Below are 14,019 nucleotides of genomic sequence, written 5' to 3'. Positions count from 1 at the left end.
TGCGCCGCGGACCTACGATCCGGAAGATGACGAGGCTTCGGGTATCCAGACTCATCGTCGGCGCCGCGACCGTGGTCGGGCTGCTGCTGGGCACGAGCCCCGCGGCAGCGGCACCGGCACCGGCACCGGGCGCGCGGGTGACCGCGTCGCCGGACGGTTTCGCGCTCGACGGTCGGGCCTGGTGGCCCACCGGGTTCAACGCCTACCAGCTCGCCACCGACTGGTCGGTGAACTGGGGATGCGGAGCGATGGTGGACCTCGACGCCTATTTCGGTACGTTGCCCCCGAATTCGCTCACCCGCTTCAATCTCTTCCAGGCGCTCGCCGTCAACCGGTTCACCGGGCAACTCGACTTCGGACCGATGGACGCGGTCTTCGCCGCGGCCGAAGCGCACGATCAGATGCTGCTGCCGGTCCTGGCACCACAGAACGGCGCGTGCGAGGACGAGGTCTTCAAGGGACGGCAATGGTACGTCGACGGGTGGACCGAATTCACCCCGGGACACGAACAGGTGGTGATGAGCTACCGGGACTGGATGCACACCGCCGTCGCCCGCTACCGGAACTCACCATCCCTCGCAGCATGGGAACTGGTCGGCGAACCGGAGACGAGTTCGTGCACCGACCCCGCGTGCCACTGGTGGACCCGGTCGTGCGAGCCCGGCGCCGCGCAGGTGCTGCGCGCCTTCTTCGACACGGCCGGAGCCGAACTGCGCGCCGTCGACCCACACACCCTGATCACGGCCGGTTACACCGGGGGCGGTCAGTGCGGCACCCAAGGTGACGAGTACCAGTTCGTCAGCGCCTCCCCCTATGTCGATGCCGTGCAGTACCACGACTACGGCGCCGACGGCCTGCCGTTGCCCGGCGATCAGTGGAACGGTCTCGCCCGGCGGGTCGCGCAAGCCGCAGCCGTCGGAAAGCCGTTGCTCGTGGCGGAGATCGGTGAGCTCGCCGGGTCCTGCGGGTCGCTCGGTGACCGCGCCGACCACATCACCACAAAGATCGAGGGCCAACGCGCCGCCGGCACCGCAGGTGCACTGCTGTGGGCGTTCGTGCCCGACCCGAGGGAAGCCGACTGTACCTACGACATCGGATTCGACGACCCGTTGTGGGATGTGGTCGAGGACCTCGGATCCCTCGAACCCTCCACTCTCCCGAACGCGCAGTTCTCTCCGTAAGAGCAGTCCTCACGCATCGACGGTCAATCGACGCTCGCGCCCAGAACGATTGCATGGTCCCCGATCTTGTCCATCTCGTCATCTCCGTCGTCCGGTCGACTGTCGCACTCCGTGCCTGTACACGAAGTCTGTGGTGGCGATCGCCGAGGGTCGCGAGTAGCGCACTACTCGATTCGGAATCCGGTTGACCGGCCGCGGCGGCACTGCTTCGATCGGTGCCATGAGCGACCGCACGCGCCTGACCCGCAAACCCGAACGCGGCACCGACGATCCGGCGGTGCTGCACCGGCTTCTCGACGAGGCCCGCATCGCGCACGTGGGTTTCGTCCGCGAAGGATCGCCTGTGGTGCTGCCGATGGCGATGGGCCGCGACGGGGACCGGTTACTGCTGCACGGCTCGACCGGCGCCGGCATGTTTCTCGACGCGCGGTCCGGGATCGAGGTGTCGGTCGCGGTGACGCATCTCGACGGGCTCGTCTTCGCCCGGTCGGCCTTCGACCACAGCATGAACTACCGCAGTGCGGTGTTGTTCGGTGTGGCCACACCGGTCGCGCCGGGCGAGAAGGAACACGCATTGAAGGTGGTGACGGAGCATCTGATTCCCGGTCGGTGGGACGAGGTCCGGTCGCCGACACCGAAGGAACTGGCCGCCACCACGGTCCTGGAAGTGCCGCTCACCGAGGTGAGCGTAAAGGTCCGGGCGGCCGGACCGGGAGAGGACGCCGGGGACGGTGAAGACCACTCCGTGTGGGCGGGAGTGGTGCCGTTGCGGACCGTCGCCGACGATCCGATCCCGTCACCGATCACCGGGTCCTCGACCGCGTTGCCACGCTCCGTGCGCGCATTTCTGTGACATCGAACGGGCTGTCCGTTGTGACATCGAAGGGGCTTTCCGTCGTGTCCGCCCCCGAATCCGACATCGGTGATGAAAGGATGCCCGCGTCGAAGGAACAGATCGGAGTCGCCGCGAGTGCCATCAACGTCCGTGTCCGTGAAAGCCGCACGCAAGCGGCTCGGTGAGCTGGTCCGGGAGGTCAACGACGAGACCGTCGCCGTCGAGATCGTCGGCAAACGCGGCACAGGCGTCCTGATCTCCAAGGACCGCTATGCGGCGCTGCAGGAGGCAACCTTCCTGCTCCGCTCCCCCGAACTAATGGACAGCCTGCGCCGGGAGATGCAACGTTCGCTCGAGGCCGCCGCGTCGACGGGCCGGCGGCAGCCGCCGGCTGCTCGCCGGCGCGCGAAGAACAAGAAGAAGCGCAAGAAACGGCGTCGCGCCCGTTGACCGTCTCCATCCCGTACATCTGCACACCGCCGCCGAGCACTGCGGCCGGGCGGTGCAGATGCCGGAAGTCTCGCCGCGAGGCGGTGAAAGCGGTCGTCCAGCTCGCCGATCCCGCGGCCGCCTCCGACGCGAACTCGCCACCTGCAAGTGCCCGACCGGAGTCGAGTTCGTGCGTAACCGGCCGCGCGATCCGACCCGCACCCGACTGGTCCAGAATCGACCGAGACCGGTGTTGTTCGCGAAATCCGTTGGGAACTCGCGAACAACACCGGTCTCGATTCGTCAGGATCGGGCGGTCAGGTGCCGCAGAAGGTCCGGAAGGACTCGGCGAACGAACGCGGTGCGGGCGAGACGTATTCGTTCCACTCGGCACGCGCCTCGAAGGGATGTGTGACGACCTCGAGCAGCCTCGCGAACGGTTCGAGGTCGCCGCCGGTCGCTGCCTTCAGCGCGGCGTCGACCTGATGATTGCGCGGGATGTACAGCGGGTTGACGCGGTCCATCGCCTCCGCCCTCTCCCCTGCTGCCCGGTCGTCCCGCTCGGCCGCGGCGTGCCAGCGTTCGAGCCACGGCGCCGAGCGCTCACGCGGCACGAGTCCGTCGAGGGGTGCCGGATTGCCGCGCAGTTCGTCGGCGAGGGCACGGAAGGTCACCGTCCAGTCGGCGCGGTGCTCTTCCAGCAGCGTCAACAGATCGTCGACCAGTTCCTGATCGAGAGAGTCCTCCGGGAGACCGAGTTTGGCGGCCAGACCGGACCGGTAGTGACGCTCGTAGCGGGTGTCGAAACTGTCCAGAACAGCGGTGACCGCGGCGATCGCCGCATCCGGAGTCGAATCGACGAGTCTGAGCAGGGTTTCGGCGAAACGCGCCAGATTCCATTTCAGGAGGGCGGGCTGGTTGCCGAACGCATAGCGCCCGCTGTGGTCGATGGAACTGAACACCGCCGCCGGATCGAAGGCGTCGACGAAGGCGCACGGACCGTAGTCGATGGTCTGCCCCGAGATGGTGGTGTTGTCGGTGTTCATCACCCCGTGGACGAAACCGACGAGCATCCACTGCGCCACCAGCGACGCCTGCGCCTCGACCACGGCGGTGAACAGTCCCAGGTAGCGGTTGTTCTCGCCGGTCTCCGGCAGGTCGAGCAGATCCGGATAGTGCCGGGCGATCGCGTGGTCCGCCAGTGCACGCACGACCTCTCCCTGCCGCGCCGCGAACTCGAAGGTCCCCACCCGCAGGTGGCTGGCCGCGACACGGGCCAGCACCGCGCCGGGCTCGGCACCCTCGCGGTGGACCGGCCGACCGGTCGCCACCACCGACAATGAACGGGTGGTCGGAATGCCGAGGGCGTGCATGGCCTCGCTCACCAGATACTCGCGCAGCATCGGCCCGACGACCGCGAAGCCGTCCCCACCCCGGGAGAACGGAGTGGGCCCCGAACCCTTGAGATGGAGATCGACGCGGTCACCGTCCGCGTCGACGAGTTCACCGAGCAACAACGCCCGACCGTCGCCGAGCAGCGGAGCGTATCCGCCGAATTGATGTCCGGCATAGGCCATCGCGACCGGCTTGGCACCCGCCGGCACCTCCGCGCCGGCCAGGACGGCGACGCCGTCGGCGCTGCGCAACGCCGCCACGTCCAGTCCCAGCGACACCGCGAGGTCCTCGTTGAGCGCGAGCAGTTCCGGGTCGGGGGCCTCGGCGCCCTGCCACGGCACCGACAATCCGCTCAATTCGTCGGCGAAGGAACTGCCGAGACCGGATATCGTGGTGTTCGTGCCGACGGGGAAATCCGGAATCGCAGTCATCCTTCGAGGGTAACCGTGTGAGACCGACGCATGTCGCGGGCGAGGAGCACGCCGGTGGAGCCCGGTCACCGGCGGCGCATCATTCCGTCCCGGACCGGGTATCCGCCCCCGTGCACACCGACCCGGACGATCCTCGCCGTCCCATCCGGCGGATCCAGGTCCGCGACGTCGCCGAGCACCTCCGCGATGTCCTGCGATCCGGACCAGCGGACCGGCACGACCATGTGATCACCGGCATCAGCGACGATTCCCGGACGGTGCGCCCCGGCGATCTGTACGTAGCGCTACCCGGACACCACGCCCACGGCCTGGACTTCGAAGCCGAAGCCGCCACCCATGGCGCGGTCGCGGTGCTCAGCGACCGGCCGTCGCGCCTGCTGCCCGCCTTCGTGGTCGATCGACCGCGCGACGTGGTCGGCCCGTTGGCGTCGTGGATCCTCGGGCATCCCTCCCACGACCTGCAGGTCCACGGCATCACCGGCACCAACGGCAAGACGAGCGCGACCTATCTCCTCGACACCGCACTCGCGGCCACCGGCGTGGTGACCGGCATGATCGGCGGGGTCGTCGTGCGCGGTCCGGCCGGCACACGACCCGCGACCCGCACCACTCCCGAGGCCTCGGTCGTGCACCGCACGCTTGCCGAGTTCCGTGACCAGGGCGTGCAGGCGGTGACGCTCGAGGTGTCCTCGCACGGCATCAGTCAGGGCCGCGTCGACGGTGTGCGGTTCCGTACCGTCGCCTTCACCAATCTCGGGCCCGACCACCTCGACTTCCACCACACGATGGAGCAGTACTTCGCCGCCAAGGCGGCACTGTTCACCGCCGACCGCACGCAGACGGCCGTGGTGAACATCGACGACGAGTACGGGCGACGTCTGGCGGCCTCCGTCGACGTGCCGCTGTGGACGCACTCGACCTGCGATGCCCGCGCCGACGTGTACGCGGACTCGATCCGGTGCGATCTCCACGGCACCTGCTTCACCGTGCACACGCCGGCCGGGAGTGCGCCGGTGCGACTGTCGCTGCTCGGACCACACCAGGTGGCCAATGCGCTGACGGCGCTCACCTCGGTGGCCGCCGTCGACGGCGACGTCCTGCAGGCCGCAGCGGGTCTGGAGACCCTCGCGGGTGTGCCCGGCCGGCTCGAACGCGTCGACGCCGGTGAGGGTGTTCTCGCGCTCGTGGACTACATGCACAACACGTCCGGGCAACGCGAACTGTTGCCCTTCCTCCGGTCGCTCGCCCCCGAGCGGCGACTGGTCCTCGTGATCAGCGCGACCGGAGAACGCTATCCCGGCAAGCGATTTCCGCTCGGGCACACCGCCGCGACCTACGCCGACGTGGTGGTCGTGACCGACGACAGTCCCCTCTCGGAGGACCCGCGTGTGCTCAGGGATGCGGTCGCCGAAGGGGCCTTCGCAGCGCGCAGCGCCCGCGTCGTCGTCGAGGCCGACCGACGTCGCGCGTTCGATATCGCCGTCGCCCACACCGGCCCCGGAGACGTCGTCGTCGTGGCCGGACGCGGATGCGAGCCACGCCTGGTCTCCGGGGACACGGTGCAGGTGTTCGACGACTGGGACGAACTGCGGCGCGCACTGCACCGTGCGCAACACCGGTCCGTCTCGCGCGTCCCCCGCCCCTGAGTCATCCGCCGGGTGGCTACGGCTGCAGCCACATGTAGCCGCTGGTGCCCCAGCTCGGAACTCTCATGGCGCCGGTGTTCGGGACGGAGACGAGCAGGCTCACACCCGCACCGGGATTGATGATCGTGCTGGTGCGGCCACCGGCGACGGTCACCGAGTACCGACCGTCCAGGATGTTACGAACGCGGCTGCAGACCCGGCTGACCGGACACGATGACGAACGACGCCACCGTCGACACCGGCGCGTCTGGTTCGGTGACCGTGTCGAGCACCCGGAAGTCGGCGTGCACGGCGTCCGGGGTGATCGTGGTACGCACGTAACCGCGCCGGTCGTTGTGGAACTTCAGGTGCGGGTTCGCCGCCATGTGCTCGACCTGCGTCGCGCCGGTGCCGTTGCCGTTCGACGTGATCGACGTGCACACCAGTTCCGAACCCACGACAGGCGCGTCCAGGTCTGCGAAGTCGACCTTGATGTCGTTGGCCCAGTGCCGGTGCACGTCACCGGTGAGGACGACGGCGTTGCGTACCGGCGAATCCACCCAGCCCTGCGTGATCCGCCGTCGCGAGGCCGCGTATCCGTCCCAGCCGTCCATGCTCACCTCGTCGGTGTCGGGTCTCGGGTCCTTGTCCTGTTCGGCGAAGAAGACCTGCTGGCCGAGGAAGTCCCACTGTGCGGTGGAGGTGCGGAAACCGTCGAGCAGCCACTGTTCCTGTTCGGCCCCGGTGAGTGTTCGTGCCTCGTCGTGACGTTCGGCGACGTTCTTCTTCCACCCGTCGCCGGCGGCCTGGTCGTCGCGGTACTGACGGGTGTCGAGCATGTGGAAGTTGGCGAGAGTGCCCCACCGGATCCGCCGGAAGATCTTCATGTCGTGCCCCGTCGGTGTCGACGAGGGGCGCAACGGCATGTTCTCGTAGTAGGCCTGGAAGGCAGCGGCGCGGCGGGCGAGAAAGTTCTCGGTGGTGTCGTTGCTCTGAGCGGCGTCGGTGTTCTCCGGAACCGTTCCGGCCCAGTTGTTGTCGACCTCGTGGTCGTCCCACACCACCAGCCACGGCGCGATCGCGTGCGCGGCCTGCAGATCGGCGTCGGCCTTGTACTGGGCGTGACGTTGCCGGTAGTTCGCCAGGGTGACCGTCTCGGGCCCGTCGAGCGAGCGGACGAGACCGGTGTCGCTGGTGTAACCGCCGCTGGTGTACTCGTACAGGTAATCCCCTAGGTGCAGAACGAGATCAGGGTTGTCCTCCGCCATGCGCCGGTAGGCGGTGAACCAGCCGTGTTCGTACTGCGCGCAGCTCGCGAACGCCATCGTCAGAGCCGCCGCGGTCTCGGTGGCCGACGGTGTCGTCAGCGCCCGCCCCACCGCACTCATGTGGTCGCCGGTACGGAACCGGTAGAAGTACTCCCGGCCCGGACGCAGCCCGAACAGTTCGACGTGCACGGAGTGGGCGCTGTCGGGGACGGCTCGTTCCTCACCGCGTGCGACGACACGGGTCATCTTCTCGTCCTCCGCGACCTCCCACTGCACGGTGACGGGACGGTTCGGCATGCCGCCGAGTCCGTCCTCGGCGAGCGGGTCGAGCGCGAGGCGGGTCCAGATCACGAATCCGTCCGGCACCGGGTCGCCCGAGGCAACACCCAGCAGGAAGGGGTCGCCCTTCACTCCCGGCGCGTCGGCGCGCGCGTATCCGGTGACACCGACGGAGGTGGCTGCGGTGACGACAGTGATTCCGAGTCCGGCCGAAAGGAACGATCTACGTGACAAAGGCATGGCCACGGAAGGTAGTGGCCGAATCTCCTTCGCACGGACTACGTTACCGAACGTAGGAAGAACACTCGGAAACATTTGGGGATACGCCGACAGGGGTCGGCAGCACCGCATCGAGGTCTACGATGAGGAGGGGCCTCGAACGGAGGAGACTGTCATGGTTTTTCCCGCACTCACCCACGTCGCCGTCACCGTCTCGGATCTGGCCGCAAGCACGGCCTGGTACTCGAACCTCTTCGACGCCACACCGGTCCTCGACGAGGACGACGAATCGGGCACCTTCCACCACGCGGTCTTCGCACTCGACGGTGGCACCTTGTTCGGCTTGCACACCCACCCCGGTACGCCGGCGCAGGCGACTTTCGACGAACGGAACACAGGGCTCGACCACATCGCATTCGGTTGCACGGCGAGCGATCTCGAGAAGTGGCGCGATCGGCTCGACACCCTCGGAGTTCCGCATGGAGACATCAAGAACGCCTCGTACGGTTCCGGGTTGTCGTTCCGCGATCCCGACAACATCGCGCTCGAATTCTTCGCGCCGCCGAGCTGATCACCCTCGCCCCCAGCGACGATCCGCCGCGCCCGGATGCTCTCTAGCGCAACCTCCGCCGCGGACGATAGCTCAGTCGCGGACGATAGATCGACGTTGCCCATTGAATGGCGTCCTCGAGTTGCCGCTCGCTCATCTCGAACACTTCGTCGACCTCCGGCTCCACCGGCTCGCAGGGGCAGTAACCGTTTGCAGGTCCGGCATAGGTGGACAGGACGGCACCACCTTCCACGACGAACACCCCGGGGTAGATCTCGCACGCGAAACGCCGGTTCGCCAGGACCCGATGGGTGACCTTGACTTCGTACACCTTCGTTACCTCCTCGGAAGCCCGAGTGTTCGGACCGGGTAATTTGCAAACCTGCAGAACCCCGCAGCGAACCGATCGAGTCGAATACTCGCGGTCGTCCAGCGATTGCTCGAATTCACGCCTGACGGCACGATGCTTCGCTCTGCCTCGACGGGAGTTCCGCGAACGAGGCCAGAGCAGCAGCGGGAAGTTGCCGACAATGCGACGGCTTGTATGCCGACTGACGTTTACGCATCAAGTCGAGGTTGAACTTCGCAGCCGCAGCGCGGACGTGCTTCGATTTCAGAGCTGAACGCACGAAGCGGATGTCATCGACAATCAAGCACTGCTCGAATCCTCCGCCGGACTTGTGGGTCCCCTCGCCGAACATCACTCCCCGAGCGGCGAGCAACACCCGGCCCCACCTACTGACCGGGAGATAGCGACTATCCACGAAGAACACGGCGGCTATGTCGTCCGACTCGTCGGAGACCGCAATGTAGAACGTCTCCAGGGCAGCCATGGAGATGCAGAAGATTCGCCTGCGGTTGGAACTCGGGAAACAACTCACCGTCCAGAATGTCGCCTCGGTACGGCACGGATACGGCACGCAGCGGGAAGGTACAGTCCAAGCGCCGCGACGATCTGGTCGTATCGAGGGTGTTCCTGGAGCCGTCGGAAGTCGCCGGCGTGATCCTTGATACGTTCGAGGCCCTCGCGTTCGTGGTCGAACGGGGAAGGGCTGATTTCGACCCACCGGTCACTGCGCACCGGGTTCCCCCTCTTCATTCCGATCGTTCACGTCCGTCACAACGTACCCGGACACACACAGTAGGGATCAGCGGCTATCCGGATCAGGACAAGGACTGTCGGACGCCCCAAGCACCAGGAGCATTCGAAGCTGGAGAAGTCAGACGGATTCGGCAAGCAAAGACTCGTCACCGACACGGACCAGCGACTTCTTCAAGCGTGGACTCGGACGATTCGACTCGAGCCAGCGCTTGATCGCCATCTTCTGATCCGACTTCGACAATCGACTCAGACCGAGGTTGTTGATCAACTGGCCGACGGCCCGCGGCTCCGAACGCTGAGTCTCAGGCGGATGAAAGCCTCTGTCGTCCCACCGACGACACCGAAGTCCGACATCAGATCACGTCCGCTTCCAGAACCGGCAGGACAACGCCAGAGCAGTCGGAATGACTGATCCGGCCCACGCGATGGGAGCGACCTGGGCCGAGCAGTGGCTCGCATCGGTACCGGAGGATCCGCTGAATCCGCTCGTAGAGTCGATCTGATCGCTGACACCGCTTCGACGCAGCGCGCTGCGCCTGGGTAAATTCCGCGGGCGCAACACTCCGACAACCACGCGGCCTCGATGGCATTCCCACCCGAGAGCACCAGCGAGCGCCCCACGTCCCCTCCCTCATGGCTTCGTTCCGGTGCCCTTCAGATCGCAGATGTGCCGATCTGCACCACACGCGCCCATTCCGGCGGCCTGTCCGGAACGAAGTCGGGGTTCGATTCGCTGTGGGTCGCAATGCGGGGGAACAGACCGACGATCGTCCGGCACCCCGGACGGCTGCTGGGCCAGGGGGTTTCCCCGTCGGTGAGCACCACCATTACATCCGGCCGGGGCCGAAGACGCAGCATCCGGGCGAATCCGGCGCGCAGATCCGTGCCACCGCCTCCGACCAGCGGAATGTCCTCGGCCTGACACAGCGGGTGCACGATCCGCGCGGCCGCGTCACAGGACAGCACCGTGACCAGGTCACGACGCCCTCCCACGGCCCGCGCGATAGCGGCGACCTCGAGCAGTGCACTGCCCAGATCCGCGTCGCTCACCGAGCCGGAGGTGTCGACGATGACACCGACCCGCGGCGGGGTTCGCCGCAGGCTCGGCAGCACCGCTCCGGGCACGGCAGCAGAGCGCCGCGCCGGCCGGCGGTAGGTGTAGTCGTCACCGGCGCCGGACGCGGAGGTGGCCGAGCGGATCGCCGCCCCCAACAGAGTTCGCCACGGCTGCGTCGGGTGCAGAGCTTCCTCCGCCCACCGCTGCCACCCGCGGGATGCACTGCCCGGCTGCCCGATGATGCTGTGCGCCACCCGGAAGCGCACAGCGTCCCGTTGCTCGTCGCTGAGCGCGTTCGCCCCTTCCGGTCCCCACTCCCACTCACGGCTCAGTCCGTCGGCACCGCTGCCGCAGTCGAGCCAGGCCAGCCTGTCGGTGCACGGACCGAGGCCGAACTGCTGCAGATAGTCCTCCATGAGCTGACCGGCGGGCAACTGCAGGGTCGACGGCAGAACGGCGTCGTCGGGTAGGGGCAATCCGTCACCGAACGCATCGTCGTTGATCTCCGCGTCGGCGGCGATGTTCATGCGTAGTCGATCGGCGCGACCGCCCAGGTCGTGCGCGCGGGCGTAGCGGTCGCTGCGGCCGTGGTGGTCGCGCAGTACGTGCGAGACCTGGTGAACAAGGACTGACGCCAGTTCCTCGACCGGCCGCTGAGCGACGAAGACGGGTGAGATGTAGCAGCGCCAGTGCCGGTCCACACCGATCGTCGGTACGCGAGGCGATGCGACGATGTGCAGCGCGTGCAAGGCGGTCGCGAGATACGGCCGGGCGCGCACGGCATACAACCGTGCGGCATAGATCCTGTTCGCGTCGAATGCCGGTGACGTCGTCATCGGCCGACTTGCGCGGCAGCGTCGTCCGCTGATCGCGCGACCGAGACGACACCGGCAAGCTCGTCGATCGATGCCGGCACCTCCCAGTCGTCGCGGCGCAAGGTGGCCAGTGTGGTCGCCGGCACAACCACGAGATCGGGCGGCCCGGATTCCACCGCAGTGGCCAGCAGTGCCCACGCCGCGTCCCAGCGGGGTTTGTCCGGCCGTCGGCGGACCGCGGCAACCACCGCGTCGAGCACGGCCTGGCGCAGATCGCCGCGCTCGGGAAGATCGGCAGCCGCCGGATCGGCGAGCAGCGCCTCCGGATCCGGAAGGTCCATACGCTCGATGGCGGCCAGCAGCTCGAAACCGGGTCCGTCACCGACACTCCCCCGAACCAGGAGGGACAGCACATCCTTCGACGACGAGGTGGCGGTGGCGAACGCGATCAGCCGCACGGTCATGTCCCAGCTCCGCGGCGACGGCCAGGCACTGCCACGACGGGTCTGACTGCTGGGGAGTTGATGTACGAGGGCGGGCCGGGCGGCGAGGAGTTCACAGACCGCGCGGCGGGCGAACGTCACGGCGTCGGAGAACTTCTCCGGATCGAGGCGCGGCAGCGTCGCGCGTGGCCAGGTTCCGCCGAGACCTCGGACGACCACGTCGTGGTCGTAGGTCCAGTTCAGATGCACGAATCGGTTCGCCAACGGTGGGCTCAGCTCCCAGCCGTCCGCTGCCGAGGACGGTGGGTTGGCGGCGGCGACGATGCGGATACCGGTCGGGAGTTGCATTGCCCCGATTCGTCTTTCGAGGACGATACGGAGCAGGGCCGCCTGCACGGCGGGTGGTGCCGTCGACAATTCGTCCAGGAACAACAGTCCCCGCCCGGCCTGCACGAGCCGGACCGCCCAGTCCGGGGGTGCCATGGGGACTCCGTGAGTTGCGGGATCGTCGCCGAGAACGGGCAGACCCGAAAAGTCCGACGGCTCGTGCACACTCGCGATGACAGTGGTCAGCGGCAGGTCGACGGTCTCGGCGAGCTGGGTCAGGGCGGCGGTCTTGCCGATTCCCGGTTCACCCCACAGCAGTACCGGTAGATCGGCGGCGACCGCCACGGCGAGGGCTTCGAGTTGGTCGTTGGGGCGAGGCTCGGTGGTGACCGCGTCGAGCATCGCCGACAACGCTGCAGCACTGTCGAGTTCGTTGTTCGTGGACCGGGCAGGAAGGAGTGGGGACGACATGTGTACCACCTGTGATGTCGGAAGGAACAGCAGGACACGAACGGTAGGACGCCCTGCGGAACAGCGGGCTTCGAGAAGGAAAGAGATTCAGTGTGATCGGGTGCGACGCGACCATCCGAGTCGGCGAGGTCGCGATGCGGGCGGCGGTCCCAGCGGTTCGGAGAGATACCGGTCGTAGATGGTGCGGCGGTCCGCGGAGGTCCGGAGTTCGTCCAGCAGAGGTCCGTCACGGAGGACCGCGTCGGGACCGAGCAGCCCTTCGACGACTGCCAGCGCCCCGGCGGCATCTCCGTGATCCAGGCGTTCACGAACGCCCGGCAGGCAGTCGGGACGGCGATGCGCCTGGTCGATGGCGTGAAGACACGGCAATGGAGTGCCGCCCAGTCGGGCGAGCAGTTCTTCGCGCCGGATCTCGGCGGGATCATGGTCGAGCGCGGTCAGGACGCCGTCGACCAGCCCGAGCCGGTGCCGTTCTCCACGGCAATCGATCAGGTGAGTTCGATTCCCCCGCTTCGGTATCCGGGGTGCTTGCGGCGGTGGCCGACCCGGATCCAGCGCTGCGGCGACCAGCGGGTGCAGACGGTCGGCGGTGATTGCTCCCGACCGGAGCAACGTCAGGTCTGGGGGCACCCAGATCGCGGCCTCGGGCAGCACCGGCAGCGCAGCGAGCCGGCCGCGCGGGTAGTCGTCCACAACACGCAATGCCACGGGATCCGTACCGCCGGCCGGTTCCACCACTACGTCGAGTCGACCCCCGCATCGCACCCGCACGGGACCGTCACGGTGCCCGTCCGTGCGGAGCAGGATGCCGGATTCTGCAGCCCAGCGGTCGACGGCGCAGTTCTCCGGGATCATCGCGGCCAGACTGGGGGCGAACGCGGTGGTGGCCGGCACCTGCCCTGTGCCACCGCGTAGTCGCAGTTCAGCGGACCTGCGGACATCCCACAGGTGCCGGTGGAGGTCGAGGCGGAACCGTCTGTTGGGGCGTGGATGGGGATGGTTCGTCAAATCCGAGCCGTCCCACAACGTCAGCGCGATCCGCTGCCCCGCATCCGCCCAGGCCGGAGCGGTCCGAACGATCAGATGCATGGAACTGTTCGCACCGCAGCGTTTTCTGTGCTCATGCGGCCCGTACCGGGCCAGCGAGATGGTCAGCCCCGGGCGTAGTAGTCCGTCGGGAGCTACGCGCGGTAGGTGCCAGCGCAGCAGGTCGGGGGCCAGGTGTCGTAGATCGTCGAGGACCTGCGACGCAACCTCGACGCCGTGCCTGTTGCGCAGTACGCGTAGGTCGAGGTCGGGGTCGAATCCCGCTGCGGCACAAGCGCCACGCCAGTCACCTGCACGGCGTCGGTCGGTCGCGTCCTCGATCATGGACGGCGGCACGGCGAACTCGCGCACGCGCAGCCAGAAGGACAGTCGGGGATCGGTCCCGTTCGCAGTCGGAGGGTGCATCAGCACTCACCGTGTGCGAACTGGGCCCCCAATCTTTGATCAGAGAAGGTTGTCATCGGCGCAATCGTAGCGTGTCGTGGCACGTGCGGCCAGTACGCGCGGCCGGTTGCCGCCTCGGGCGTGCTTCCGGTTGCGCTGGG

The 14,019-nt window shown here is 67.6% G+C and carries 13 protein-coding genes; 5 read left to right on the top strand and 8 right to left on the bottom strand.

Annotated features, from left to right (window positions below):
- Positions 1 to 26: 26 nt before the first annotated feature.
- The 3 genes from K3M35_RS02960 to K3M35_RS02950 all read left to right on the top strand — a co-directional run bounded on the left by K3M35_RS02960 (position 27) and on the right by K3M35_RS02950 (position 2,466).
- Positions 27 to 1,181, top strand: coding sequence for a beta-mannosidase (locus K3M35_RS02960; protein ID WP_220665944.1), 1,155 nt, complete (start codon positions 27 to 29; stop codon positions 1,179 to 1,181).
- Between the two features lie 220 nt (positions 1,182 to 1,401).
- Positions 1,402 to 2,034, top strand: a complete 633-nt coding sequence (locus K3M35_RS02955; protein WP_006551988.1) for a pyridoxamine 5'-phosphate oxidase family protein — start codon at positions 1,402 to 1,404, stop codon at positions 2,032 to 2,034.
- Between the two features lie 132 nt (positions 2,035 to 2,166).
- On the top strand, positions 2,167 to 2,466 hold the full coding sequence (locus K3M35_RS02950; RefSeq protein ID WP_019289349.1) for a type II toxin-antitoxin system Phd/YefM family antitoxin: 300 nt from the start codon (positions 2,167 to 2,169) through the stop codon (positions 2,464 to 2,466).
- A 296-nt stretch (positions 2,467 to 2,762) separates the two neighbouring features.
- On the opposite strand, the gene K3M35_RS02945 is transcribed toward K3M35_RS02950, so the two are convergent.
- A complete protein-coding gene (locus tag K3M35_RS02945) occupies positions 2,763 to 4,271 on the bottom strand; it encodes a YdiU family protein (RefSeq protein ID WP_220665943.1) in 1,509 nt (502 codons plus the stop codon).
- A gap of 17 nt (positions 4,272 to 4,288) precedes the next feature.
- Between K3M35_RS02945 and K3M35_RS02940 the strand changes: the two genes are divergently transcribed.
- The gene (locus K3M35_RS02940) at positions 4,289 to 5,917 is read left to right on the top strand and encodes a UDP-N-acetylmuramoyl-L-alanyl-D-glutamate--2,6-diaminopimelate ligase (RefSeq protein ID WP_308257042.1); all 1,629 of its coding nucleotides are present in this window, start codon (positions 4,289 to 4,291) and stop codon (positions 5,915 to 5,917) included.
- A gap of 16 nt (positions 5,918 to 5,933) precedes the next feature.
- On the opposite strand, the gene K3M35_RS02935 is transcribed toward K3M35_RS02940, so the two are convergent.
- Positions 5,934 to 6,071: a hypothetical protein gene (locus K3M35_RS02935; RefSeq protein ID WP_155418960.1), complete on the bottom strand. Its 138-nt coding sequence runs from the start codon at positions 6,069 to 6,071 to the stop codon at positions 5,934 to 5,936.
- A gap of 22 nt (positions 6,072 to 6,093) precedes the next feature.
- Positions 6,094 to 7,683: an alkaline phosphatase gene (locus K3M35_RS02930; protein ID WP_121208742.1), complete on the bottom strand. Its 1,590-nt coding sequence runs from the start codon at positions 7,681 to 7,683 to the stop codon at positions 6,094 to 6,096.
- A gap of 154 nt (positions 7,684 to 7,837) precedes the next feature.
- Here K3M35_RS02930 and K3M35_RS02925 point away from each other — a divergent pair, with 154 nt between their 5' ends.
- The gene (locus tag K3M35_RS02925; protein WP_033096662.1) at positions 7,838 to 8,233 is read left to right on the top strand and encodes a VOC family protein; all 396 of its coding nucleotides are present in this window, start codon (positions 7,838 to 7,840) and stop codon (positions 8,231 to 8,233) included.
- Positions 8,234 to 8,276: 43 nt separating this feature from the next.
- On the opposite strand, the gene K3M35_RS02920 is transcribed toward K3M35_RS02925, so the two are convergent.
- The 5 genes from K3M35_RS02920 to K3M35_RS02900 all read right to left on the bottom strand — a co-directional run bounded on the left by K3M35_RS02920 (position 8,277) and on the right by K3M35_RS02900 (position 13,885).
- On the bottom strand, positions 8,277 to 8,543 hold the full coding sequence (locus tag K3M35_RS02920; RefSeq protein ID WP_033096661.1) for a hypothetical protein: 267 nt from the start codon (positions 8,541 to 8,543) through the stop codon (positions 8,277 to 8,279).
- Between the two features lie 115 nt (positions 8,544 to 8,658).
- Positions 8,659 to 9,045: a hypothetical protein gene (locus K3M35_RS02915; RefSeq protein WP_094980503.1), complete on the bottom strand. Its 387-nt coding sequence runs from the start codon at positions 9,043 to 9,045 to the stop codon at positions 8,659 to 8,661.
- Between the two features lie 923 nt (positions 9,046 to 9,968).
- The gene (locus tag K3M35_RS02910) at positions 9,969 to 11,207 is read right to left on the bottom strand and encodes a VWA-like domain-containing protein (protein ID WP_094980504.1); all 1,239 of its coding nucleotides are present in this window, start codon (positions 11,205 to 11,207) and stop codon (positions 9,969 to 9,971) included.
- Positions 11,204 to 12,427, bottom strand: coding sequence for a sigma 54-interacting transcriptional regulator (locus K3M35_RS02905; RefSeq protein WP_094980505.1), 1,224 nt, complete (start codon positions 12,425 to 12,427; stop codon positions 11,204 to 11,206). Before K3M35_RS02905 ends, K3M35_RS02910 begins: the two co-directional genes overlap by 4 nt.
- Before the next feature lie 87 nt (positions 12,428 to 12,514).
- Positions 12,515 to 13,885: a hypothetical protein gene (locus tag K3M35_RS02900; RefSeq protein WP_198387733.1), complete on the bottom strand. Its 1,371-nt coding sequence runs from the start codon at positions 13,883 to 13,885 to the stop codon at positions 12,515 to 12,517.
- Positions 13,886 to 14,019: the final 134 nt, after the last annotated feature.

Origin of the sequence: Rhodococcus sp. DMU2021 (genome assembly GCF_019641445.1) — a bacterium.
GTDB classification, from domain to species: Bacteria; Actinomycetota; Actinomycetes; order Mycobacteriales; family Mycobacteriaceae; genus Rhodococcus; species Rhodococcus pyridinivorans.
Note: the sequence above shows the minus strand (reverse complement) of the source record. Positions and strands in the feature narration are given on the sequence as shown.